This is a genomic window from Alsobacter ponti (assembly GCF_024294805.1).
Taxonomy (GTDB): Bacteria; Pseudomonadota; Alphaproteobacteria; order Rhizobiales; family Beijerinckiaceae; genus Alsobacter; species Alsobacter ponti.
The window spans coordinates 1-23,680 of sequence record NZ_JANCLU010000005.1; the positions used below are offsets into that span (position 1 = coordinate 1).

Sequence of the window (23,680 nt, forward strand, 5' to 3'; positions counted from 1 at the left end):
GGTCCGCCCGGACGTCCGGGCCCTCCGATGCCGCCCGCGCCGCCGACGCCTCCGGGTCCGCCCGGACGTCCGGGCCCGCCGATGCCGCCGACTCCGCCGACGCCTCCGGGTCCTCCCGGACGCCCGGGTCCGCCGATCCCGCCGACACCCCCAACTCCGCCGATGCCCCCGACACCGCCCACGCCGCCGACGCCACCAACTCCCCCGACGCCACCTACACCGCCGGGCCGTCCGGGGCCGCCCGGTCCGCCGGGGCGCAGGCCGGGCTTGGTGCCCTGGCCGGGGCGGTAGCGGTCAGGGTCCGGCCGCCACGGCTTGCCCGTGCCGATGTTGATGTCGTTGCCGATGTTGATGTTGCCGTTGTTGATGTTGCCGCCGCCCGGCCGGTAGCCGGGATAAGGCGGCCTGCCGCCCCAATAGGGCGGATAGACCGAGCCCGAGCCCCAGTTCCAGTAGTTGTTGTTCCAGATGGAGCCGACCAGCACGCCCGCGCCGAAGCCGATGAGCCCCGACATCACCACCGCGCCGGTGTTGTCGTAAACCACCGCCGGATCGTATTGCGGCACGTAGATCACCTCCGGCTCGGCCGGCTCGATATAGATGACCTGCTGTCCGGATTCCTGCTTGGTCACCACCTTCTGCTGCTTGGTGGTGGTGAGCGAGCCCGCCTTCTCCGCCGCCAGGCGCAGCGACTGGATGACGTCGGACACGTCCTTGGGCTGGTTGACGAAGGCGTCGCCGAGGTCGCTCGTCCAGTCGAGGTCGTCGTTCATCTTGCGGATGATGTCCGGGAAGCGCGCCAGCGCCGCCACGGTGGTGTCGATCCCCAGCGCGTCGAGCTTGGTGAAGTCCTTCTTCGCCACCGCGTCCTTGTTGCGGTCGAGCCAGCGCGCCGCCTGCACGATGTCGAGCGGATAGGCGGCGGCTGGCAGCATCTGCGCCAGCAGCGCGTCCGGATAGAGCGCGATGGGCTTGAGCAGCTTCTCCAGCTCGGCGCGGCTGAACGTCGTCCCCGCCTCGGCGGTCGCCGGGGGCGGAGCGGCGGCCGGCGCGGCGGCCGGCGCGGCCTGCTGCGCCTGCGCTCCGGCCGAGAAGCCGAGCGTCACTGCCAGCACGGCGGCCCAGCTTCCGGCCTTCAGGGGTCCCGATTTCACCTGCATCCACGCCTCCCGACGCATTCCCCGGCGCGAACGGCGCGGCTTGAGCCTCGCCGCCTGACCTTTGTCATGCCAGAACTTGGCGGGTTCCATCGCAGGTTGCAACTTCGATAAATCACCGACGCCTGGCGGCAGGGCAGCCCGGCGCGCGCGGTCCTTGAACGGGCGGCGGCGCGATGCCAGTGTGGCCCGCTTCCCCCGTCTCCCGGCGGCACGACTCAGAGACCTTGATGCGCAAGGCGCCGCAGCTCGCACCGTTCCAGCATCCCGTATTCCGGGCGATCTGGCTCGCCAGCCTGGCGTCGAACATGGGCGGGCTGATCCAGAACGTCGGCGCGGCGTGGCTGATGACCGCCATCGGCGGCTCGCGCGGCGAGATCGCGCTGGTGCAGGCGTCGCAGACCGTGCCGATCATGCTGTTCTCGCTGGCGGCCGGGGCCATCGCCGACAATTTCGACCGCCGCCGGCTGATGCTGGCGGCGCAGTGCTTCCTGCTGCTGGTGTCGCTGAGCCTGACGGTCGTCACCTGGTCCGGCCACGTGACGCCGTGGATGCTGCTCGGCTTCACCTTCCTGGTCGGCTGCGGCACGGCGTTCAACGGGCCGGCCTGGCAGTCGCTGGTGGGCGAGATGGTGCCGCGCAGCGATCTCTCGGCCGCCATCTCGCTGAACGCCATCGGCTTCAACGTGGCGCGCAGCATCGGCCCGGCGATCGGCGGCGTCATCGTCGCGACGGTGGGCGCGTTCGCGGCCTTCGCCATCAACACGGTCAGCTATGTCGGGCTGATCGGGGTGCTCGCCCGCTGGAAGCCGCAGGAGCGCAAGGAGACGCTGCCGCCCGAGCGCCTGGGCTCGGCGATGCTGGCGGGCCTGCGCTTCGTGTCGATGTCGCCGGGCATTTTCGTCGTGCTGGGGCGCGGCGCGGTGTTCGGCTTCGGCGGCATCGCGGTGCAGGCGCTGATGCCGCTGATCGCGCGCGACCTCACCGGCGGCGGCGCGGCGACCTACGGCCTGCTGCTCGGCGGCTTCGGGGTCGGCGCGGTGTTCGGGGCGTTCTTCGGCTCGCGGCTGCGCGAAACCATCTCGCTGGAGATGCTGGTGCGCATCGCCTTCGTCCTCGCCGCCTTGTGCGCGGGCCTGGCGGGGCTCAGCTCGTCCTCGGCGCTCGCCATCCTCGCCATGCTGGCGGGCGGCGGCGCGTGGACGATGGCGATGTCGAGCTTCAACGCCGCCGTGCAGCTCTCCGCGCCGCGCTGGGTGGTGGGACGCGCGCTGGCGCTCTACCAGATGGCGACGTTCGGCGGCATGTCGGCGGGAAGCTGGGTGTGGGGCCTCGTGGCCGAGGACATCGGCACGCGGCAGGCGCTGTATTTCTCGGCGGCGACGCTGGCCGTCGGCGCGGCCATCGGCCTGCGCTACGTGCTGCCGGACATGCGCACGCTGCGCGAGCACCCGCCGGCCGACTGGAACGAGCCCGACCTCGCGCTCGCCATCCGCAAGGGCGCCGGGCCGGTGTTCGTCACCATCGAGTTCATCATCGACGACGCCGACGTGCGCGAGTTCCTGGCGGCGATGGCCGACCGGCGGCGCGTGCGCATCCGCAACGGCGCGCGCCACTGGTCGCTGCTGCGCGACCTCGCCGACCCGCGCGTCTGGACCGAGCGGTACGACACGCCGACATGGCACGAGTACGTGCGCCAGAACCAGCGCATGACGCAGGCCGACGTCGCGCTGGGCGACCGGCTGCGCGCGCTGCACCGGGGCGAGGCGCGACCGCGCGTCCGCCGCATGATCGAGGACCGCACCGGCTGGACGGCCGCCGACCGCAACCCCGACCGGCGGCTGACCCCGCCCGCGCCCGACCCCGGCGGCTCGCACTGATCCGCCCCCGCGCGGACATCGCCCTTCCCCGCCGCCCTTCCCCAGCCCGTCTTCGTCGCGCCGCGATTGGCGCGTCCCATTCAGCCGTTCCGCGTCTTGATCTGCGCCAAGGCGCGCCCGCGCGGCAGGGTTGAGGATGGCGCGTGGAACAAGCCGGCCGGGCCCTGCGTCGAAAGGCGGGATCCGGGCGGGACACGAGGTACTTTAGATTCTTTCCAAACTGGGTTAGAAGCGCCTCGTTCGCCTCGATCACCGCGTGAGAGCGTCATGACAGACACCACCGTTCCCGCCTCCCCGCGCGACGCCGCGCCCAAGCCGGCCCCGAAGCCCACGCCGGCGCCCGCCGAGGCGCATCACGAGCACGGGCACGACGAGCACGGGCACGACGCGCCGCCGTTCGAGCCCTGGGCGCTGGCGCGCATCGCCGCCGCCGCCATCGGCGCGGCCCTGGTGTGGTTCAGGGTCTACGAGCCGTTCCCGCACGTCAGCGTCGTGGGGGTCGCCACGCTGGTCTTCGCCGGCTGGCCAATCTTCCGCGAGGCGCTGGAGAACCTGCTGGCCCGGCGGATGACGATGGAGCTCTCCATGTCCATCGCCATCGTCGCGGCGGTGGGCATCGCGGAGTTCTTCACGGCGCTGGTCGTCACCCTGTTCGTGCTGGTGGCCGAGGAACTGGAGCACCTGACGGTGGCGCGCGGGCGCACCGCCATCCGCGAGCTGGTCGAGTTCGTGCCGCGCGAGGCGCGCGTGCGCCGCGACGGGCGCACGGTCGTGCTGCCGGTCGAGGAGATCGTGCCCGGCGACCTCGTGCTGATCAGCCCCGGCGAGAAGGCGCCGGTCGACGGCGCGGTGGTCAGTGGCCACTCCTATGTCGACCAGTCGCGCATCACCGGCGAGTCGATGCCGGCCGAGAAGCAGGAAGGCGCGTTCGTCTACGCCGGCTCCATCAACCAGATGGGCATGCTGGAGATCCGTGTCGAGCGCGTCGGCCGCGACACCACGTTCGGGCGCATCGTCGAGGCGGTGGAGCAGGCCGAGAAGACGCGCGCCCCGGTGCAGCGCCTCGCCGACCGCATGGCGGGCTATCTCGTCTACTTCGCCTTCGCGGCGGCCACGATCACCTATCTGCTGACGCAGGACATCCGCGACACCATCTCCGTGGTGATCGTCGCCGGCGCGTGCGGCATCGCGGCCGGCACGCCGCTGGCGATCCTGGGCGGCATCGGCCGCTCGGCCAATCTCGGCTCGATCATCAAGGGCGGCGTGCACCTCGAGTCGCTGGGCCGGGTCGACACGGTGATCCTGGACAAGACCGGCACGCTGACCTTCGGCGAGCCGGCCGTGCAGACGGCGACGCCGTTCGGCGACGCGGACGAGACGACCTTGCTGTCGCTGGCCGCCAGCGCCGAGCTGCATTCCGAGCACCCGCTGGGCCGCGCCGTGGTGGCCGAGGCGCAGCGTCGCGGCCTCGCCGTCGAGGAGCCGGACCGGTTCGCCTACACGATGGGCAAGGGCATCGAGGCCGACATTCGCGGCCGGCGCGTGCTGGTCGGCAATCGCCGCCTGATGGCCGAGGCCGGCATCGAAACGCCGCCGCGCGCCGCCGACCACCTCGGCTCCGACATCCTGGTCGCCGCCGACGGCGTCTTCCTCGGCGAGATCCAGGTGGCCGACACGGTGCGGCCGGAGGCCCACGCCGCTATGCGCGCGCTCGCCGACATGGGCGTGCGCACGCTGCTGCTCTCCGGCGACACCGCCCCGGTGGCGCAGGCCATCGCCCGGCAGCTCGAGATCGCCGAGGTCGGCGCCGACATGCTGCCGGAGGACAAGCTGGCGCGCGTGCGCGAGCTGGTCGCCGCGCGCCGCGTGGTCGCCATGGTCGGCGACGGCGTCAACGACGCCCCCGCCCTCTCCGCCGCGAATGTCGGCGTCGCCATGGGCTCGGGCACCGACATCGCCAAGGAAAGCGCCGACGTGGTGCTGATCGGCAACGACCTGTTCAAGCTCGTCGAGACGCTGCGCATCGCCCGCAAGACGCGGCGCGTGATCTGGCAGAACTTCGCCGGCACCATCGGGGTCGACATCCTCGGCGTGCTGCTGGCCGCCTTCGGCTACCTCAACCCGCTGCTCGCCGCCTTCATCCATGTCGGCTCGGAGCTGGCCTTCCTGCTCAACTCCGCCCGCCTGCTGCCGCTCGACAGCGCCGACGCGAAGCGCGCCCGCGCGCTCGCCGTCCCCGCCGCCGACGAGGCCGCCCGCACCTGAGCCGCCTCCCCGCTCGACGCGGGGGCGCGGTTCTGCGACGCTTCCCGCGAAACGGGAGACCCACGCGATGCGCCTTCGCTTTCACGGAGCCTGCCGCACCGTCACCGGCTCCTGCTTCATGGTCGAGACGGCGAAGGCGAAGGTGCTCGTCGACTGCGGCATGGTGCAGGGCTCCAAGACCGAGAAGGAGCTGAACTACCGCGCCTTCCCGTTCCGCCCCGCCGACGTCGACGCGCTCGTCCTCACCCACGCCCATATCGACCATAGCGGGCTGGTGCCGAAGCTGGTGAAGGACGGTTTCGAGGGGCCGATCTTCGCCACCCGCGCCACCGCCGATCTGTGCGGCTTCATGCTGCCGGACTCCGCCGCCATCCAGGAGATGGAGGTGCAACAGCTCAACCGGCGCAACATGCAGCACGGCAAGCCGCCGGTGGAGCCGATCTATGGGCAGGAGCACGTCGAGGCGACCCTGCGCCAGTTCCGCCCCTCCGCCTATTTGCGCTGGACCCGCGTCGCCGAGGGCGTGCGCGTCCGCTTCTGGAACGCCGGGCACCTGCTCGGCTCCGCTTCCGTCGAAATGGAGGCGGAGGACGCGCCCGGCGCGCCGCCCCTGCGCCTGCTGTTCTCCGGCGACCTCGGCCCCGATTCCAAGCTGCTGCAGACCGACCCCGACGGCCCGGCCGGCGTCGACCACCTAGTCTGCGAGTCCACCTACGGCGACACGGTGCGCCCGCCCGTGTCCGACGACGAGCGCCGCGCCGCCCTCGCCGAGGTCGTGCGCGACGCGCAGCGCCGCCGGGGCGCGCTGCTGATCCCCTCCTTCGCCGTGGAGCGCACGCAGGAGCTGCTGGTCGACCTCGTGGCGCTGATGGAGAGCGACGCCGTTCGTCCGGCCCAGATCTTCATCGATTCGCCGCTGGCCTCGAAGGCGACCGAGGCCTTCGCCGCCCATGCCGGCGAGCTGGAGGACGGCGACCGCCTGATCCGCGCGCTGGACTACCGCATGGTTCGCTTCACGGAGTCGGTCGAGCACAGCAAGTCCCTCGACCGGCTGCGCGGCTTCCACGTCGTCATCGCGGCGAGCGGCATGTGCGACGCCGGGCGCATCCGCCACCATCTGCGCGCGCGGCTGGGGCGCGCCGAGTCCACCGTGCTGCTGGTCGGCTTCCAGGCGCAGGGCACGCTGGGGCGCTTCCTGCTCGAAGGCGCGCCGCGCGTGCGCATCATGGGCGAGGAGATCGACGTGCGCGCCAGCGTGCGCTCGCTCGACCTCTATTCCGGCCACGCCGACGCGGCCGAGCTGCAGCGCTGGGTGGAGCGCCGGGGCCCGGTGGCCGGGCGCGTGTTCCTGACCCACGGCGAGGAGCCCGCCATGGAGGCGCTCGCCGCGCGCCTCGCCGGCCCGCTCGGGGCCGGCCGCATCGTGCGCCCGACGCTGGACCAGGTGTTCGAGCTCACCGCCGACGCCGCCGCGCCGGTGGAAGGCGCGGCCCCGGTACGCCTGCCCCCCGAGAGCCTCGGCCGGGTCGACTGGCACAACGATTTGTCGCGCCTGATCCTCGACATCAACGACGCGGTCCGCCGCGAAGCCGGCGAAAACGCCCGCGCCAAACTCCTGCGCCGGCTGAGGCGAGCGCTGGACAATGAGCGAGGGTGAGGAGATTGAAGACTAGAGATGAATAGGACCGCTTGATCTCGCCCGACGTCGGGTCTTCTGAAAATTGTTGCGTAACACTCTTTCGCGATAAGATCTCCGGACCGGCCGAAGCTTGCGTGCGGATGTCGGCTGGACGAGATTACCGGCCCAAGCTTTCTTCTTGGGACGGGCGGGTCGGAGTTTTCATGCGGCGATTGCTGGCGATCTTGGCTCTGGCGCTGACGGCTTCGGTTGCGTCGGCGGCGACCATCACGGTGACCCCACTGTCGAACGACTGGGCGGTAGTCTACGTTCGGGGCGAGTTCCGGATGGGTGACGACAAGGAGTTCGTCAACAAGGCTTTGCCGCTGAAGGATGCGTTCGTGGTGTTCGCCAGCGACGGCGGGCATCTGATGACGGGAATCGAAATCGGACGCGCCATTCGGCTCAAGGGCTTTCTCACCTATGTCGAGCCGGGCGATTCCTGTGTCTCGGCCTGTGCGATCGCGTGGCTGGGCGGACGCAAGCGTTTCATCAGCAAGACATCTCGCATCGGCTTCCACGCCGCGTACCTGGATGAAAACGGATCGAAGACGGAATCGGGAACCGGCAACGCGCTGGTCGGCGCCTACCTCTCCCAGCTCGGCATGTCGCAGACCGCGATCATTTTCGTCACCGCCGCGCCGCCCGACCGGATCGCCTGGTTGAACCTGTCCAATGCCTCCACCTTCGGCATCGAGGTCGAGAACTTCGAGCTGAAGGACGATCAGAGCCCTGCCAAGCCTTCGGCCAAGGCCGCGCCGCAGCAGGCTCAGAGCGCCCTGCCGTCAGGCGAGAACGCCGCAGCGATCACGTGCTCCCTCACCGACAGGAAGGGCAACCAGATCACCTATCGGTTCGTGAACACGGGACCGGGCGTCGCGAAGGAGACCCACTTTTCGCGCAACGGGGTCGTGAAGGAAACAGGCTCCCTTTACACGACGTACCGGGACAACGTTGGCCTGCGCCTCGTGTACAACGCGAGCCCTGACTATCAGCTCACGCTGACGGACAAGGGCGAGGTCACCTTGACCCGAAACGGCGGGACCGTGGCGTCGGGAACCTGCCGGTGACGAAGGCCGACTAGCGCCCTCCCTCAGTCCACCACGGCCTCGGCCTCGATCTCGACCTCGTAGTCGCCGATCAAATTGGCGATTTCGATCATCGTGTTGGCGGGGCGGATGTCGCCGAAGTAGCGGCCGTGGGCGCGGGCGACGGGTTCCCACTGGCTGGCGTCCTTGACGTAGACGCGGGTGCGCACGACGTCGGCCAAAGTCGCGCCGCAGGCGGCCAGGCTGGCGGCGATCTTGTCGAGGATGAAGACGGTCTGCCCGGCGGGGTCGCCCCGGCACACGATCTCGCCCGCCCCGTTGGTCGCCGTGGTGCCCGAGACCAGCACGCGGTCGCGCACCCGCACGGCGCGGCTGTAGCCGCACAGCGGCTCCCAGATCGAGCCGGTGTCGACGCGCAGCCGCTCGGGACGACCCTCGACCGGCGTCGCCTCCCAGGCGCGCGGCATGGCCTCGAGATGATGGCTGAGGTCGCCCGAGGCGGTGAGGAAGGGCGGGCGGCGGTACTCGTCGCCGCAATCGCCCGGCACCGGCGTCGTCGCCGCCAGCGCCGAGGCGATGTCGGCGCGGTCCTGCCCGTCCAGCGCGAAGGCGAAGTTGCGCAGGTTGTCGGCGCGGTGCTCGCGCTCGGTCAGCCGCGCGCCGACGATGACGCCGGCGACGGCCTGGTGCTCCAGCACGTAGCGCGTCGCCACGTTGGCGATGGAGACGCCATGCCGCCGGGCGACGCCGTCCAGCGCCCGCAGCACGGTCTGCAGCACCGCCCAGCCGCCGACCGCGTCGACGAAGCGGCGATACTTCATCTTGCTCCAGTCGGAGATGTCGTCGGCGGCCGGCTCCGGGCTGCCCAGCCAGCGCTCCGACAGCAGCCCGCCGGCGAGCGTGCCGTAGGCCATCAGCCTAACGTCGTTCTCCAGGCAGAAGGCCGACATCTCGCCCGCCGCGCGCCGGTCCAGCACCGAGAAGGACACCTGGTTCGAGACCACCGGCAGGCCGTGCCTGACCAGCACGCGCAAATGCGCCGTGTCGAAATTGGTGACGCCGATCTGGCCGATCAGGCCTTCCTCGCGTAGGTCGGCGAGGCCCTTCACGGCGTCGAGATAGGAGGGGTGCTCGAAGCTCCACCAGTGGAACTGCAGCAGGTCGACGCGGGAGACGCCGAGCCGGTCGAGGCTGCGCCGCACGCCGGCGCGCACCACGTCCGCCGTCATCGGCCCCGGCGTCGGGCACCACTTGGTGAAGACGAGCGGGCGCCGGGCGAGCCCGCCCTCGCCCGCCGCCGCCCGCGCCAGCATGCGCCCGGCGATCAGCTCGGCGCTGCCGTAATGGTCGGCCATGTCGAACGTGTCGAAGCCCGCGGCGGCATAGGCCAGCATGTCGGACGAGGCGGCCTCCCGGTCGAGCGGCGCGCCGCCGCGCTCCTGGTCGGCGACCTGCCACAGGCCGGTGACGATGCGGCTGATCTCCAGGCCGGGCGCGAGCTCGGCGCGTTCCGGACGGGGGGCGGCTGGGGTCGACGTGGCGGTCATGGCGATGGCGGTCCCGAGGTCGAGCGTTGGAACAACGCATGAATACATGCTGTTCGGCATTGGGCGAACCCGAACTGCCGATGGAGGCGATGTTCGGCGCGGAATCCGGCGCGGAGGAAGGCTATTTCGCGTCGGAATTCGATCGAACGAAAATCAGCCGCCGGCGTCCGGCAGCGGCACGGCGGTGGTGTCCGCGTGGCTAAACCGGCGCGTGCCGATGCGGCGGATGCGCAACCTGGAGCCGCAATTTGGGTCCGGGCAGGCGATTTCGGCGTCGGTCGTCATCCAGTCGTTGCGGTGCGTCGGCCGTTGCTTGGCGGCGAGCAGCGGCAATACAGCGGCCAGCGAGTAAATGGAGAAGCCCTGCCCCGGCGGCAGCGTCAGCATCTCCCCTCGAAGCTCGAAGTAGTCTCCCGTTTTCGCGCCGCAATAAATCTTCGCGCCTTCGGGAATCACCGCCTCGACCCGCAGGTCGAAGAGCTCGAAACTGTCGTCCGTCTTGTCGCTCATGGTCCGCCTGGGATGGGGCCGGAATGGGTCGACGCCAGTCAACCACGAAACCGCCGGGCTTGAAACTCGCCCCCGCCTGTCCGACACCTCCATACAGACCCGAAACCGAACGGAACCGGAGCCGAACATGGCCGAACAACGTTGGACGATCTCCTCCGGCTCCCGATTCGAGGAGATGGCCGGCTATTCCCGCGCGGTGGTGGACGGCGAGTTCGTCTTCGTCTCCGGCACCGCCGGCTACGACTTCGCCACCGGAACGATCGCCCCCGACGCCGCCGGGCAGGCGCGGCAGGCGCTGCAAACCATTGAAGACACGCTGAAAAAGGCGGACGCCAGCCTCGCCGACATCGTCCGGGTGAGGGTCTATCTCTCCGACCGCGAGTATGTCGGCGAGGTCAGCGCCGTGCTGCGCGAAACGTTCTCCCCGCCGCTTCCCGCCAACACCACCATCATCTGCGGATTCGCCGTGCCGGAGATGAAGGTCGAGCTCGAGGTGACCGCCCTGCGCAGGCGCTAAGTCTCTGTGATCGTGGCATTTTAAGCCGGAATAACCGAGCCGGCCAGCGGCTGCCGTCGGCGCGGCCTCGCGGCTTTGGGCTTCCCCGGCGGCAAGGCCCATGCTTCATTCGCGCATCGAATCTCTCAGCGGTTCCCCGATGCTCCAGGTCCGGCAAGTCGTGAAATCCTTCGGCCGCATGAACGCGGTCGACGGCGCCGATTTCGCCGTGCCGCAAGGCAGCATCACCGGGTTGATCGGCCCCAACGGCGCAGGAAAGACCACGCTGTTCAACCTGATCGCCGGGTCCCTGATCCCGGATTCCGGCACGATCGTCTTCGATGGACAGCGGATCGACGGGCTGACTCCTGACAGAGTCTTTCATCGCGGGCTGGCGCGGACGTTCCAGATCCCGCGCCCCTTCCCGAAAATGACCGTGCTGGAAAACGCCATGCTCGCCCCGACCCGCCAGGCGGGCGAGGTCTTCTGGTCGAACTGGCTGCGCCCGGGCCTCGTCGCCGCGCAGGAAAAGGCCAACCGCGACCGCGCCGTCGAGGTGCTCGGCTTTTGCGGATTAGGAAGCAAGCTCAGCGAGTTGGCGGGGAATCTTTCAGGCGGGCAGCAGAAGCTTCTGGAGCTCGCGCGGGTGCTGATGAACGAGCCGCGCATGATCCTGCTGGACGAGCCGGCGGCGGGCGTCAACCCGACGCTGATGGAGACGCTGGTCGACAAGATCGTCGCCCTCAACCGCCGCGGCATCACCTTCCTGCTCATCGAGCACAACATGGACCTGGTGATGCGGATCTGCCGGCCCATCGTCGTGATGGCGCAGGGCAAGGTCATCTTCGAGGGCGAGGCGGAGGCGGTGCAGCGCGACGCGCGAGTGCTCGACGCCTATCTGGGAGACCTGCCGGCATGAGCGCGCCGCTGCTCTCGTCCCGGGGCGTCGTGGCCGGCTACGTCCCCGGGCTGCCCATCGTGCATGGCGTCAGCGCCCATGTCGCGGCCGGCGAGGTGGTCACGATCATCGGCCCCAACGGAGCGGGAAAGTCGACCTTTCTCAAGGCCTTGGTCGGCCTGGTGCCGACCACCGACGGGACGGTGCTGCTGCGCGACCGGGACGTCGCCGGCCTGCCGACGTCCGAGATCGTGGCGGCGGGCCTGGGCTTCGTGCCGCAGACCGGCAACGTGTTCACCACGCTGACAATCCACGAAAACCTGACGGTGGGCGGCCATACCGTGTCGCGCGCAGCGCTGGCCCGCGGCGTCGAACGCGCTTACGCGATGTTCCCGGCGCTCGCCGCCAAGCGCAACGAGCGCGCCCGCGTGCTGTCGGGCGGCCAGCGCCAGATGCTGGCCATCGCCCGCGCGCTGATGACGGACCCCGCCGTGCTGCTGCTCGACGAGCCCACGGCGGGGCTGTCGCCGAAGGTGGTGGGCGAGGTGTTCGCCGATCTGCGCCAGCTCGCCACCAGCGGCGTCGCGGTGCTCATGGTCGAGCAGAACGCCCGGGCGGCGCTGCGCCTATCGGATCGCGGCTACGTGCTCGCGGAGGGGCGCAACCGGTTTGAGGGCCAGGCCGCCGATTTGCTGGCCGACCGCGCGGTGGCCGAGGCCTTCATCGGGGTGCGCCACGGCGGCGCGGAGGGACACTGATCGATGCCCGAACTCTCGTTCCTCCTCGCCCAGGTTCCGCAGGCGGTCGCCGACGGCGTCCTCACCGGCGCCATCGTGGCGCTGGGCGCCATCGGCGTGTCGTTCGGCCTGCAAATCCTGCGCTTCGCCAATTTCGCGCACTCGGAGCTGCTCACCTGGGGGGCCTATCTCGCTTTGGTGGTAGTCGCCTTCGCCGGGCCGGGGACGCCGATCGGCCCGCTGTCGTTCGGCTGGCAGCTGATCGCGGCAATGCTGCTGGCCGCCCTGCTCACCGGCGGGCTCGCCTTCGCTATGGACCTCGTCATCTTCAGGCGGTTGCGCGCCAAGAACGCCAATCCGCTCTCGATGGTGTTCGCCGGCTTCGGCGCGGCGCTGGTGATGCGCAACGTCGTCGTGCTGCTGTGGGGTCCGGGCACCTATTTCTACACGAACGAGTTGCAGATCGCCGTCGAGGTTCTGCCCGGGGTGCGCATGCTGCCGGACCAGATCTTCATCCTCGGCTTCACCTTCGCCGTCGTGGTGCTGCTGCACCTCTATCTGCGCTACAGCCGCACGGGCATGGCGATGCGGGCCATGGCGGAGAGCCCCGCGCTGGCGCTGGCCTGCGGCGTGAAGGTCGAGAACGTGGTGCGCTGGACGTGGTTTCTCTCAGGCGCGCTGGCCGCGATGGCCGGCGTCTTCCTCGGCCTGTCGCCGCAATTGCACCCGGAGATGGGGTTCAACCTGCTGCTGTCGCTGTTCGCGGCGGCCATCCTCGGGGGCGCCGGCTCGCTGGTCGGCGCGGTTGTCGGGGGGCTGCTGGTGGGGCTCGCCGAGAACCTGCCCATCCTGGTGATCTCTCCCGGCTACAAGGCCGCCATGCCCTTCCTGCTGCTGATGCTGGTGCTGTTCGTTCGCCCGCAGGGCCTGTTCGGGGAGAGGTCGTGACCATGACCGGACGCCGCTCCAAGACATGCCGCTACAAGACACGCCGCGTTCCCGGGTTCACGCGATGATCGGGATCGTCTCCTACCTGGTGTTCTTCGCCTCGATCGTGCTGATCCTCGGCATCATCGCGCTCGGCCTCAACCTGCAATGGGGCTACACGGGCCTGTTCAATGCGGGGATCGTCGGGTTCTACGCCGTCGGCGCCTACGCCCACGCCATCCTCACGGCGGCGCCCCGGCCCGAGCTCATCGGCAATTTCGGCCTGCCCTGGATCGTCGGGGTCGCGGGCGCGATGGCAGCGACGGCGCTGGCGGCCTGGGCCGTCGGATGGGCGACGATCCGGCTGCGCGGCGATTATCTCGCCATCAGCACGTTCGGCATCGCGGTCTCCATCCAGCTGGTGACGCTCAACTGGGAGGCGCTGACCGGTGGCTCGCAGGGGCTCTCGGCCATTCCCCGACCCCTGTTCGGATGGTTCCAGACGCCGTTCGGCTTCAATCTCTGGTTCTTCGGGCTGCTGGTTGCGATCACGGCGACCGTCTACTGGGGGCTGGAGCGCATCCTGCGCGCGCCGTGGGGGCGCGTGCTCAAGGCGATCCGCGAGGACGAAACCGCGGCCGAGGCGCTGGGCAAGAGCCCCCGCGCCTTCCGGCTGCAAGCCTTCGTGCTCGGCTCGACGCTGATGGGCCTCGCCGGCGCGCTCTATGTCAGCTTCATCGGCTTCGTCAGCCCGTTCGACTTCATGCCGATCCTCACCTTCCAGATCTGGGCGATGGTGATCGTAGGCGGCAGCGGCAACAACCGGGGCGCGCTGCTCGGCGCGCTGGTGGTGTGGGCCATCTGGTCGGCCTCCGGCGTGGCGATCACCAAGCTGGTGCCTCCCGCCCACGCCGCGCAGGGCGGCGCGGTGCAGGTGATTCTGATCGGCCTGCTGCTGCTGCTCGCCTTGCTGCTGCGGCCGCGCGGGCTCATCGGCGAGGAGTCCGTGGTGTCCCGCCACGCCAACGATCCCGATCCGCTCGGGAAAAGTTGACACCCCAAACACCTCAACGGATGCTCGGCGACGTACAAGGGCGGCGATTTCGATGACAAGGCCCGGCGAGACCGGCCGGCGGTCGCCACCCGGCAGAGGGAGCATCAGATGATGAAATGGACAGGCCTCGCGGCGGGGCTGGCGCTCGCCGCCGCCTTCACGCCACACCAAGCGGCCGCGCAGCAGCCGTCCTGCCCGGTGAAGATCGGCGGCGTGCTGCCGCTGACGGGCTCGATGGGCCCGATCACCACCAAGATCGCCCAGGCGGCGCAGCTCGCGGTCGAGCACATCAACCAGGGCGGCGGCGTGAAGGGGTGCCCGGTCGAGCTGATCCTGCGCGACGACCAGGGCCAGCCCACGGTCGGCGTCGACGCGGCCAAGTACCTCGTCGAGGTGGAGCGCGTGCCCGCCATCACCGGCACCGTCTCCTCCGGCGTCACGGGCCCGATCATCGCCTCGGTGACGGCGCCCTCGAAGGTCGTCCAGATCAGCTGCTGCTCGACGGCGAGCGCCTTCACGCTGGACGGCCGCAGCCAGGGCTATTTCTTCCGCACGCTGCCGACCAGCAAGACGCAGGCCTACGCCACCGCGTCCGAGATGGCGCGGCGCGGCCTGAAGAAGACGGCGATCATCTACGTCAACACGGACTTCGGCGTCGACATGACGAAGTTCGTGAAGCTCGCTTTGCCGAAGCTCGGCGGCGACATCGTCGCGGAGGTTCCCTACAACGACAACCAGCCGAGCTACCGCGCCGAGGTGACGAAGGCGCTGGCGGCCAAGCCCGAATCCCTGCTGCTCGTCGGCTTCCCCAAGGACGCCGTCACCATCGTGCGCGAATGGCTGTCGCTGGGCGGCTCGCAGAAGATCGCTCTCAACAACTCGATGCGGGTGATGGACTTCGTGAACGGCGTGGGGCCGAAATTCCTCAACGAGTCCTTCGGCATGGACAACGCCCAGGTGGCCGGCCCGACGGTCGACGCCTTCAACAAGTCCTTCCAGGAGAAGTACAAGACCGACAGCGCCGGCCCCGGCGTTCACACCCAGTACGACGCCGTGATGGTGCTCGGCCTGGCGATGAACATCGCCAAGGATCTCAGCGGCCCGGCGATCAAGGACGCGGTGCGCCAGGTCCACGCCGCCGGCGGCGCGCAGGTCGGCACCGGCCCGGAGGAGTTCAAGAAGGCCGTGCAGCTCATCAAGGACGGCAAGCCGATCAAGTATTTCGGCGCGACCGGCCCGATCGAGTTCGACGCCAACGGCGATGTCACCGGCCCGGCGCTCGTCTGGAAGATCCAGAACGGCGAGATCGTCACCGACCGGGTGATCTCGATCGAGGACATGCAGGCGCTGTTCAAGAAGGTGGAGGGCTGACCTTCGCCGACCGTGTCGCGGACCCCGGCGCGCCGGGGTCCGCCGCGCTGAAACCAATCCCTCGTTGCCGCGTCAAGGATGGGACAGGAGTTCACGCCATGGACATCGCTCTCGACAAGGTCTGCGCCCTCATCCGCCAAGCCCGACGCTACGACGTGAAGGAGCAAGGCCCCACCGACGTGGACTCCGGGTCCAACCCCACAGACGACAACCAGATCGACGTGCTTGAACCCACCCGCGACGACGCCACGGAAAGCGAGATCCGCTCCTTCATCAACGGGCTGAATGTCGACGAGCGCGCCAACCTCGTCGCCCTCGTCTGGGTGGGTCGGGGCGACTACGAGGCGGCGGAGTGGGACGAGGCCGTCCGGCTCGCGCAGGAGAGCGTCGACACGCCCACCGCCGACTACCTGCTCGGCATTCCCAACCTCCCCGACCTGCTGGACGAGGGCCTGGCCGCCTTCGACCTGAACTGCGTCGACGAGAACGCCGGCGCGGGCGTGTGATTGCGGCGAGCGCGGGCGCGGCCCGCGCCTGACCCGCCACGGCCCGTTCTGGTAAGGTGCGGAATCAGACCGCCGGAGCCGCGCCGTGACCACGCCCGCTTCCCACATCGCGACCGAAGACGAGAGCGCGGCGCAGGTCGCGCCCAGCCGCCACATCGCCGGGCTGATCGCCATCATGACCGCGCTGCGGACGCCGGGCTCGGGCTGCCCGTGGGACCTCGAGCAGGACTTCGCCTCCATCGCGCCCTACACGATCGAGGAAGCCTACGAGGTGGCGGACGCCATCGAGCGCGGCGACCTTCTCGACCTGCGCGACGAGCTGGGCGACCTGCTGCTCCAGGTGGTGTTCCACGCCCGCATGGCGCAGGAGCAGGGAGCGTTCGCCTTCCCCGACGTGGTGGAGGCGATCACCACCAAGCTGATCCGCCGCCATCCGCACGTGTTCGGCGCGGCGCGCGACCTCGACCCGGAGCAGGTCAAGGCGCTGTGGGGCGAAATCAAGCAGGCCGAGAAGGCGGAGCGCCACGCGGCGCGGGAAGCGGCGGGGCTGCCGCCGGAGCCCGCCTCGGGCCTGCTCTCGAACGTGCCGCACGCCTTGCCGGCGCTGACGCGCGCCGTGAAGCTGCAGGCCAAGGCCTCGACGGTGGGCTTCGACTGGAACGACGCCCGCCTCGTGCTCGCCAAGCTGCGCGAGGAGCTGGGCGAGATCGAGGAAGCCCTCGACGCCGCCGACCAGAAAGCCGTCGCCGACGAGGTGGGCGACCTGCTGTTCGCGGTCGCCAACCTCGCGCGCCATGTGAAGGTGGACCCGGAGGACGCCTTGCGCGGCACGAACGCCAAGTTCGAGCGCCGCTTCGCCTTCATCGAACGCAGCCTCGCCGCGCGGGGGCGCGCGCTCGCCGACGCCGACCTCGCGGAAATGGACGCGCTGTGGAACGCCGCCAAGGGCGAGGAGCGCCGCTGACGCGCCTCAGCGCAGCCGACGCGCGCCCGGGAAGCGCCTGAGCAGGCGGGCTTCCTTCTCCACCGCGAGCCGGACGGCCAGCAGAATAGCCCCGTCCTCGCCGTTGCGGCGGTCGAGAATTTCCGCTTCCTGGTAGAGCCAGTGCAGGCCCGCGCCGTCGGCCGGGTCGAGCTCGACCCGATAGACGGGACGATCGGACGACAGGCGCTGCTCGATGGCGGCCTTGAGCCGGTCGATCCCCTCGCCCGTCAGCGCCGAGACGACGACGGGCTGCGCGTCGGTGGGCCGGTGCGAGGCCACCGCCATCAGCCGGTCGTGGTCTTCCGGCGTCAGCAGGTCCGCCTTGTTCCACACCTCGACGATGCGGGCATGGTCGTCGGGGTTGAGGCCGAGATCCTTCAGGATCGCCGTGACGTCGGCCGACTGCGCCTCGGTGTCGATGTGGCTGACGTCGCGGACGTGCAGGATCACGTCGGCGGAGATCACGTCCTCCAGCGTGGCGCGGAAGGCCGCGACAAGCATGGTGGGCAGGTCGGAGATGAAGCCCACCGTGTCGGAGAGGATGATGGGCGCGCCGTGCGGCAGCTTCACCACGCGCGCCGTGGGGTCGAGCGTCGCGAACAGCAGGTTCTCCGCGAACACCTCGGCGGAGGTCAGCCGGTTGAAAAGCGTCGACTTGCCGGCATTAGTGTAGCCCACCAGCGCCACGATGGGATAGGGCACCTTGCGCCGGCTCTCGCGGTGCAGGCCGCGCGTGCGCTTGACGTTCTCGAGCTCGCGCTCGATGCGCACCATGCGCTCCTGAATGAGCCGCCTGTCGGCCTCGATCTGCGTCTCGCCCGGGCCGCCCAAAAAGCCGAAGCCGCCGCGCTGACGCTCCAGGTGCGTCCACGAGCGGACGAGACGGCTCTTCTGGTAGTTGAGATGGGCGAGCTCCACCTGAAGCGCGCCTTCCTTGGTGCGCGCCCGGCGCCCGAAGATTTCGAGGATCAGGCCGGTGCGGTCGATGACCTTGGCGCCCCAGGCCTTCTCCAGGTTGCGCTGCTGCACCGGGCTCAGCGCGCAATCCATCATCACCAGGTCGATCTCCTCGGCCCGGATCAGCCCCTCGATTTCCTCCACCTTGCCCTTGCCGAGATAGGTCGCCGGGCGGGGCGAGGCGAGCGTCACGAGAAGGGACTGGACGACGTCGAGATCAATGGCGGCGGCGAGGCCGACCGCCTCATCCAGCCGCGCCTGCGGGATGCGCAGGTTGACGCGCGCGCCCTCCCCCTCCGCGCCCATGCGGCCCCGGGCGGAGAGATAGGGTCCGACCACCAGCGTCCGCGTTCCGGAGGCGATCTTCTTTTCGGGTTCGACGGCCCGTTTCGCCGGGGCGTCCTTCGGGATGTTGGGTCCGGTCAAGTTATTCCTTGGCGACGGCGCCGCCGCCTTCCTCGCCCGACTCGAACAGGGCGACCGGATGGCCCGGCATGATCGTGGAGATGGCGTGCTTGTAGACCAGTTGCGAGTGACCGTCCCGGCGCAGCAATACGCAGAAATTGTCGAACCAGGTCACAACGCCCTGAAGCTTCACTCCGTTCACGAGGAAGATCGTCAGCGGGATCTTGCTCTTGCGGACGTGGTTCAGAAACGTGTCCTGGAGGTTTTGAGTGCGTTCTGCAGCCATGGACGTGCCCCTTCTTTATTGTTAGCTGCCTTGATCGATCCGGCTGTCGACCTGCGCGTTGGTGCCCTGCGGCTTGATAAGCAAGGTTCGCGCCGGGCCGGCGCGAACGGAATTGTGTCTACCGCGCCGCCCCTCCACGCGCAGTGTCATTTGCGGCATGCTGGCGACGTTAGCCGCCATGAATAACCGGACGTGACATTTCTGTCACCTCGTGCAGCCCCGCCCGCAAGGACAGCGCCACCGGGCCCGGTGTCCCGTCGCCGACCTTCTCACCGTCGATCGTCACGACCGGCACGACGAGATTGGACGCCGAGGTGATGAACGCCTCCGACGCGGCCTTGGCCTCCGCGACGGTAAAGGCTCGCTCTTCGAGCTGGAGATTGCGCCGGCCCAGCAGGTCGATCACGCCGGCGCGGGTGACGCCCTTGAGGATGGCGTTGTCGGCGCGCCGCGTCACGATGCGCCCGTCCGTGGTGACGATCCAGGCGTTGCTCGACCCGCCCTCCGTCACCATGCCGTCGCGGTCGACGTACCAAGCCTCGCGCGCGCCCGCCTCGCGGGCCTGCTGCTTCACCAGAACGTTGGGCAGGAGGCCGATGGACTTGATGTCCGGGCGCGCCCAGCGGTTCTCCGGCACGGTGATGACGCCGATGCCCCTGGCGGCGAGCTTGTCGAGCCCGGAGCGGTCCGTCCACTTGGCCGTGACGACGAGGGCCGGACGCGGCGCCGGATCGGGAAAGGGATGGTCGCGCCGCGCCACGCCGCGCGTCACCTGCACGTAGACCAGCCCGTTGCGGACGCGGTTGCGGGCCACCGTTTCGCGCATCACCGTGGTGAGCTGCGCACGCCCCATCGGCGACGCGATGCGCAGTTCGCGCAGGGACCGGTCGAGCCTGTCCAGATGACGGGTCTCGTCGACGAGCCGGCCCTCGTGAACTTCGCAGACTTCGTAGACGCCGTCGGCGAACTGGTAGCCGCGATCCTCGACATGCACCATGGCGTCGCGGTGCGGGACGTAGCGGCCGTTCACATAGGCGATGCGGCTCATGGTTGCGGCGCTCTCCTGTCAGCCAATTCCCAGCGACTTCAGCTTGCGATGCAGCGCCGAACGCTCCATCCCGATGAACTCGGCGGTGCGCGAGATATTGCCGCCGAAGCGGTTGATCTGCGCCGTGAGGTATTCGCGCTCGAAGATCTCGCGCGCCTCGCGCAGCGCCAGCGACATCAGCTTCTCGCCGCGCGCGCCGTTGGGCGTGGCGGGCACCAGCGTGCCCACTTCGGCCGGCAGCAGGTCCGCCGTGATCTCCGATTGCGGGTCGCCGTCCGCAAGAATGAGCAGACGCTCGATGTTGTTGCGCAATTGCCGGATGTTCCCCGGCCAGTCGTGCGACTGCAGCACCGCCAGCGCGTCGTCGGCGATGACGCGCTTCGGCAGGCCCGAAGCGGCGGAGATCTGGTCCATGAAATGGCCGATCAGCTCCGGAATGTCCTCGCGCCGCTCGGCGAGGCTGGGCACCCGGATCGGTACGACGCTCAGCCTGTGCAGCAGGTCCTCGCGGAACCGTCCCGCGGCGATCTCGGCCGCGAGGTCGCGCGCCGTCGAGGAGATCACCCGCACGTCGACATGCACGCGCATTGCGCCCCCGACGCGCTGGAAATTCTGGTCGACGAGCACGCGCAGGATCTTGCCCTGCGTCTCGCGCGGCATGTCGGCGACCTCGTCGAGGAACAGCGTGCCGCCGTGGGCCTCTTCGAGCGCGCCGACCTTGCGCCCCCGCCCGTCCATGCCTTCGACGCCGAAGAGTTCGCTTTCCATGTTCTCGGGCGTGATGGTGGCCGCGTTGATGGCGACAAACGGGCCAGAAGAGCGGGCCGACATGGCGTGAATGGTGCGCGCCGCCAGTTCCTTGCCCGAGCCGGGCGCGCCGGAGATCATCACCCGCGCGTTGGTGGCGGCCACGCGCTCGACCGTCTGGCGCAGCTGGTTGGCGGCATGCGAGGCCCCGACGATCCGGCTCGCCTGCTGCGACTTCGAGCGCAGCTCCTTCACCTCGCGCTTCAGCCGCGCCGACTCCAGCGCGCGCTCGGCGACCAGCACCAGCCGGTCCGCCTTAAACGGCTTCTCGATGAAGTCGTAGGCCCCGCGCTTGATCGCCGAGACCGCCGTCTCGATGTTGCCGTGGCCGGAGATCATCACCACCGGCAGGTCGGGGTGCTGCTCCTTGATGATGTCGAGGATCTGCAGGCCGTCCAGCCGCGATCCCTGGATCCAGATATCGAGGAACACGAGCTGCGGCCGGCGCGCCTCGATGGCGGCCAGCGCCTCGTCGGACGAGCCCGCAGTGCGGCAGCGATGCCCTTCGTCGTCCAGGATGCCGGCGACGAGCTCGCGGATGTCCGCCTCGTCGTCAACGATCAGGATATCGGCACTCATCGTGCTCTTCTCCGTTTTGTCGCCCTTGGACCCCTCGCCGGGCCGTGGAGTCCGTCCATTTACGCCCGCGCCTGCCGGCTCGCCGCGTCGTCCGCGCCGACCTTCGACGCCGCCGGCAACCCGCCCGCCGGCATCCAGAGCCGCACGAATGCGCCGCGCGGCTCATCCGGATTGTCGAGAAGCTCGATTCCCCCTCCGTGCTCCTCCATGATCTTCCCAACGATGGCGAGACCGAGGCCGGTGCCCCCCTCGCGCGTGGTCATGTAGGGCTCCAGCAGCCGCTGCCGGTGCTCGGTCGGGAAGCCCTTGCCGTTGTCGGCGACGCCGATCATCAGCTTGCCGTCCTGCTCGCGCAGGCTGACGGCGATGCGCCCCGGCCCGCGTTCCTCGGCCGGCACGGCGGCGACCGCCTCGGTGGCGTTCTTGATGATGTTGGTGACGGCCTGCGACACCAGCCGGCGATCGAACCGCGCCTGGACGGGCGTGTCGGGAATGTCCTCCGAGAACTCGATCTCGGGATGCGCCACGCGCATCAGGAACAGGCTCTGGCGGACGATGGCGGCGAGGTCCTCGGTGTCGGGCTGGGGCTTGGGCATCCGCGCGAACGACGAGAACTCGTCGACCATGCGCTTGATATCGTCCACCTGCCGCACGATCGTGTCCGTGCACTGGTCGAACACGTCGCGGTCGGCGACGATGACCTTGCCGTACTTGCGCCTGATGCGCTCCGCGGAGAGCTGGATCGGCGTCAGCGGGTTCTTGATCTCGTGGGCGATGCGGCGGGCGACGTCCGCCCAGGCGGCGGTGCGCTGCGCGCTGACGAGGTCGGTGATGTCGTCGAGCGTGACGATGATGCCGGCGTCGCCGTCGCCGGCCTGGTCGCTGGCGACGCGCACGGTCAGCGTGCGGTCCTGCCCGGCGCGCGACAGCACGACATGCCCCTGGGATTGCCGCAGCCTGCCGTCCAGCGCGTCGCCGACCATCGGCGCGAGCTCCGGGATGGCCTCCGGGAGCGGCTTGCCGAGCCAGCTGTCGCGGCTCGCGCCCAGCAGCCGCTCGGCGCTCGGGTTCAGCTCGGTGATCTGCCCCCTGGGGTCGACCGAGATGACGCCCGCCGACACGCCGGACAGCACCGCCTCGGTGAAGCGGCGGCGGCGGTCGATGAGGTCGCGGGCCGCCGTGAGCCGGTCGTGCTGCTGGCGCAGCTCAGAGGTCATCTTGTTGAACGTCTCGGCGAGGTGGGCAAGGTCGCCCTCGTCGGCGCGCGAGGGAACCTGGACGTAGAAATTGCCCGAGGCCACCTGGTCGGTGGCGTAGATCAGCCGGCGAATGGGCGAGACGAAGCGGTTGGCGAAGCTGAGGCCGAACCACACCGCCGAGAACAGCAGGATCAGCGAGATCAGCGCGTACATGCTGGCGAAGGCCACCTGCACGTCGATCTTGCGCTGCGACAGCGCCTCGTAATACTGCGCCGCCTGCTCGGCCTGCTTGGGGAACTCGAGCGCCTTGGGGTCGACGGCGCGCGCCACCACCAGATAGGCGTTCTCGAAGGCCGGCACCTTGAGGATGCCGCGGAAGATGTTGCCGCTGGTCGGCAGCAGGCACCAGGCTTCCGTGTCCGCCGCCGCCTCCACGTCCTCGCGCGTCGGCATCGGCAGGCCCTCGATGGGCTTGATCTCGATGCGCTCGATGACGGTGAGGTCGTCCTGGATCAGCAGGGCCACCGGGAAGCCCAGGAATACGGCGCGCGAGCGCATGAAGTCGCGGAAGAAGTCCCGGTTCTGCTCCAGCGCCGGCTTGGCCCGGCCAATGTCGGCCGCCATCAGGTTGATCTCGCGGCCGATGGTGCGGCACTGCAGCTCGCGATAGGCGCTGGCGACATCGACCGAGGTGGTCAGCAGGTCGCGGATGTAGCGGCTGAACTGGATGTCGAGGCCCCGCTCCAGCGTGATCCAGCCCACGGCGGCCACCAGCAGGGCCGGCAGCACCGCGAGGAAGGCGAAGCGCCCGACGATCCGCGTATGCAGGCCCGAGGCCGCGATGCCCTTGCGCCGCGCGCGGATGAGGGCGAACGCCTCCTTGGCGACCAGCCCCACCAGCACCAGCACGAGGGCGGCGTTGAGCAGGAACAGCCACAGCACCACTTCGTGCGTCGGCGGCACCGGCACCATGCCCGCCAGCACGACGAAGGTGGCGAGCGCCGACAGCAGGGCCAGAGCCACGGCGACGCCGCCCACCACGCCCCACACCCGCGTTCCCCTGAGCGGGACCACGCCGAGTTCGGGCGGCTGAGTGGAAGCGTTGCTGGCCAAAGTCATCGATTACGTTCGCGCACCATCATTGTCCCGGTTGGACGACGCCGCGCCGCGAAGCATCCCACCCGCGGGGTCCCGGCTCGCACGGCCGCGTCGACGGCGCGCGCGTTCTGTCGCGCTCAAGCGCCTGCCCGGAGCCAACCGGCTAGGATCATGCTGTGAAAATGGAATCACCGGCTCCGGACCGATGCATTCATGCCACACTCGGCCGGCAGTGGGAAGT

Annotated in this window: 20 protein-coding genes; 12 read left to right on the forward strand and 8 right to left on the reverse strand. The window is 69.6% G+C overall.

All coding sequences use genetic code 11. The features are described 5' to 3' along the window. Nucleotides 1-1,160 (reverse strand): DUF3300 domain-containing protein (locus tag NK718_RS06485; protein WP_254739809.1); only part of this gene is annotated, 1,160 nt, incomplete at its 3' end. A 227-nt stretch (nt 1,161-1,387) separates the two neighbouring features. On the opposite strand from NK718_RS06485, the gene NK718_RS06490 reads away from it, so the two are divergent. The 4 genes from NK718_RS06490 to NK718_RS06505 all read left to right on the forward strand — a co-directional run bounded on the left by NK718_RS06490 (nt 1,388) and on the right by NK718_RS06505 (nt 8,050). Next, on the forward strand, nt 1,388-3,037 hold the full coding sequence (locus tag NK718_RS06490; protein ID WP_254739811.1) for an MFS transporter: 1,650 nt from the start codon (nt 1,388-1,390) through the stop codon (nt 3,035-3,037). Between the two features lie 267 nt (nt 3,038-3,304). Continuing rightward, complete coding sequence (locus tag NK718_RS06495; protein ID WP_254739813.1) at nt 3,305-5,302, forward strand: heavy metal translocating P-type ATPase; 1,998 nt, start codon at nt 3,305-3,307, stop codon at nt 5,300-5,302. 67 nt (nt 5,303-5,369) lie between these two features. Then, entirely contained in the window at nt 5,370-6,959 is a 1,590-nt protein-coding gene (locus NK718_RS06500) for an MBL fold metallo-hydrolase (RefSeq protein WP_254739815.1), read from the forward strand. Nucleotides 6,960-7,144: 185 nt separating this feature from the next. Next, nucleotides 7,145-8,050 carry a COG3904 family protein gene (locus NK718_RS06505; protein ID WP_254739817.1) on the forward strand — a complete coding sequence of 302 codons (906 nt, stop codon included), beginning with the start codon at nt 7,145-7,147 and terminating at the stop codon, nt 8,048-8,050. A 23-nt stretch (nt 8,051-8,073) separates the two neighbouring features. Here the strand turns inward: NK718_RS06505 and NK718_RS06510 are convergent, their stop codons facing one another. Beyond that, on the reverse strand, nt 8,074-9,576 hold the full coding sequence (locus NK718_RS06510; RefSeq protein ID WP_254739819.1) for an aldo/keto reductase: 1,503 nt from the start codon (nt 9,574-9,576) through the stop codon (nt 8,074-8,076). A 153-nt stretch (nt 9,577-9,729) separates the two neighbouring features. Then, nucleotides 9,730-10,086 (reverse strand): TIGR04076 family protein, encoded by a 357-nt coding sequence (locus NK718_RS06515; protein WP_254739821.1) that lies wholly within the window; start codon nt 10,084-10,086, stop codon nt 9,730-9,732. A 127-nt stretch (nt 10,087-10,213) separates the two neighbouring features. Here NK718_RS06515 and NK718_RS06520 point away from each other — a divergent pair, with 127 nt between their 5' ends. From NK718_RS06520 to mazG, 8 genes are all read left to right on the forward strand, one after another. Further along, nucleotides 10,214-10,603 (forward strand): RidA family protein, encoded by a 390-nt coding sequence (locus NK718_RS06520; protein WP_254739823.1) that lies wholly within the window; start codon nt 10,214-10,216, stop codon nt 10,601-10,603. 139 nt (nt 10,604-10,742) lie between these two features. Next, the gene (locus NK718_RS06525) at nt 10,743-11,501 is read left to right on the forward strand and encodes an ABC transporter ATP-binding protein (RefSeq protein WP_254739825.1); all 759 of its coding nucleotides are present in this window, start codon (nt 10,743-10,745) and stop codon (nt 11,499-11,501) included. Next, nucleotides 11,498-12,238 carry an ABC transporter ATP-binding protein gene (locus tag NK718_RS06530; RefSeq protein WP_254739827.1) on the forward strand — a complete coding sequence of 247 codons (741 nt, stop codon included), beginning with the start codon at nt 11,498-11,500 and terminating at the stop codon, nt 12,236-12,238. The genes NK718_RS06525 and NK718_RS06530 overlap by 4 nt, the downstream gene beginning before the upstream one ends. A 3-nt stretch (nt 12,239-12,241) precedes the next feature. Further along, nucleotides 12,242-13,165: a branched-chain amino acid ABC transporter permease gene (locus tag NK718_RS06535; protein ID WP_254739830.1), complete on the forward strand. Its 924-nt coding sequence runs from the start codon at nt 12,242-12,244 to the stop codon at nt 13,163-13,165. Between the two features lie 64 nt (nt 13,166-13,229). Continuing rightward, a complete protein-coding gene (locus NK718_RS06540) occupies nt 13,230-14,198 on the forward strand; it encodes a branched-chain amino acid ABC transporter permease (RefSeq protein WP_254739832.1) in 969 nt (322 codons plus the stop codon). A 108-nt stretch (nt 14,199-14,306) separates the two neighbouring features. Then, a complete protein-coding gene (locus tag NK718_RS06545; protein WP_254739834.1) occupies nt 14,307-15,569 on the forward strand; it encodes an ABC transporter substrate-binding protein in 1,263 nt (420 codons plus the stop codon). Nucleotides 15,570-15,667: 98 nt separating this feature from the next. Then, nucleotides 15,668-16,075, forward strand: a complete 408-nt coding sequence (locus tag NK718_RS06550; protein ID WP_254739836.1) for a DUF3775 domain-containing protein — start codon at nt 15,668-15,670, stop codon at nt 16,073-16,075. An 85-nt stretch (nt 16,076-16,160) separates the two neighbouring features. Beyond that, entirely contained in the window at nt 16,161-17,039 is an 879-nt protein-coding gene (mazG, locus tag NK718_RS06555; RefSeq protein WP_371877232.1) for a nucleoside triphosphate pyrophosphohydrolase, read from the forward strand. 6 nt (nt 17,040-17,045) lie between these two features. Here the strand turns inward: mazG and hflX are convergent, their stop codons facing one another. The 5 genes from hflX to NK718_RS06580 form a co-directional block, all read right to left on the reverse strand. After that, nucleotides 17,046-18,443: a GTPase HflX gene (gene hflX / locus NK718_RS06560; protein WP_254739838.1), complete on the reverse strand. Its 1,398-nt coding sequence runs from the start codon at nt 18,441-18,443 to the stop codon at nt 17,046-17,048. 1 nt (nt 18,444) lies between these two features. Continuing rightward, nucleotides 18,445-18,708 (reverse strand): RNA chaperone Hfq, encoded by a 264-nt coding sequence (hfq, locus tag NK718_RS06565; protein WP_254739840.1) that lies wholly within the window; start codon nt 18,706-18,708, stop codon nt 18,445-18,447. A 169-nt stretch (nt 18,709-18,877) separates the two neighbouring features. Next, nucleotides 18,878-19,756 (reverse strand): D-amino-acid transaminase, encoded by an 879-nt coding sequence (locus NK718_RS06570; protein ID WP_254739842.1) that lies wholly within the window; start codon nt 19,754-19,756, stop codon nt 18,878-18,880. An 18-nt stretch (nt 19,757-19,774) separates the two neighbouring features. Beyond that, nucleotides 19,775-21,142, reverse strand: coding sequence for a nitrogen assimilation response regulator NtrX (gene ntrX, locus NK718_RS06575; protein WP_254739844.1), 1,368 nt, complete (start codon nt 21,140-21,142; stop codon nt 19,775-19,777). 59 nt (nt 21,143-21,201) lie between these two features. Continuing rightward, nucleotides 21,202-23,460 (reverse strand): sensor histidine kinase NtrY-like, encoded by a 2,259-nt coding sequence (locus NK718_RS06580; RefSeq protein WP_254739846.1) that lies wholly within the window; start codon nt 23,458-23,460, stop codon nt 21,202-21,204. Nucleotides 23,461-23,680 lie beyond the last annotated feature (220 nt).

Bases quoted from the DNA above. Each gene is read 5' to 3' on its own strand.
- NK718_RS06490 (WP_254739811.1), top strand. From the start codon at position 1,388: ATGCGCAAGGCGCCGCAGCTCGCACCGTTCCAGCATCCCGTATTCCGG.
- NK718_RS06495 (WP_254739813.1), top strand. From the start codon at position 3,305: ATGACAGACACCACCGTTCCCGCCTCCCCGCGCGACGCCGCGCCCAAG.
- NK718_RS06500 (WP_254739815.1), top strand. From the start codon at position 5,370: ATGCGCCTTCGCTTTCACGGAGCCTGCCGCACCGTCACCGGCTCCTGC.
- NK718_RS06505 (WP_254739817.1), top strand. From the start codon at position 7,145: ATGCGGCGATTGCTGGCGATCTTGGCTCTGGCGCTGACGGCTTCGGTT.
- NK718_RS06510 (WP_254739819.1), bottom strand. From the start codon at position 9,576: ATGACCGCCACGTCGACCCCAGCCGCCCCCCGTCCGGAACGCGCCGAG.
- NK718_RS06515 (WP_254739821.1), bottom strand. From the start codon at position 10,086: ATGAGCGACAAGACGGACGACAGTTTCGAGCTCTTCGACCTGCGGGTC.
- NK718_RS06520 (WP_254739823.1), top strand. From the start codon at position 10,214: ATGGCCGAACAACGTTGGACGATCTCCTCCGGCTCCCGATTCGAGGAG.
- NK718_RS06525 (WP_254739825.1), top strand. From the start codon at position 10,743: ATGCTCCAGGTCCGGCAAGTCGTGAAATCCTTCGGCCGCATGAACGCG.
- NK718_RS06530 (WP_254739827.1), top strand. From the start codon at position 11,498: ATGAGCGCGCCGCTGCTCTCGTCCCGGGGCGTCGTGGCCGGCTACGTC.
- NK718_RS06535 (WP_254739830.1), top strand. From the start codon at position 12,242: ATGCCCGAACTCTCGTTCCTCCTCGCCCAGGTTCCGCAGGCGGTCGCC.
- NK718_RS06540 (WP_254739832.1), top strand. From the start codon at position 13,230: ATGATCGGGATCGTCTCCTACCTGGTGTTCTTCGCCTCGATCGTGCTG.
- NK718_RS06545 (WP_254739834.1), top strand. From the start codon at position 14,307: ATGATGAAATGGACAGGCCTCGCGGCGGGGCTGGCGCTCGCCGCCGCC.
- NK718_RS06550 (WP_254739836.1), top strand. From the start codon at position 15,668: ATGGACATCGCTCTCGACAAGGTCTGCGCCCTCATCCGCCAAGCCCGA.
- hfq (WP_254739840.1), bottom strand. From the start codon at position 18,708: ATGGCTGCAGAACGCACTCAAAACCTCCAGGACACGTTTCTGAACCAC.
- NK718_RS06570 (WP_254739842.1), bottom strand. From the start codon at position 19,756: ATGAGCCGCATCGCCTATGTGAACGGCCGCTACGTCCCGCACCGCGAC.
- ntrX (WP_254739844.1), bottom strand. From the start codon at position 21,142: ATGAGTGCCGATATCCTGATCGTTGACGACGAGGCGGACATCCGCGAG.
- NK718_RS06580 (WP_254739846.1), bottom strand. From the start codon at position 23,460: ATGACTTTGGCCAGCAACGCTTCCACTCAGCCGCCCGAACTCGGCGTG.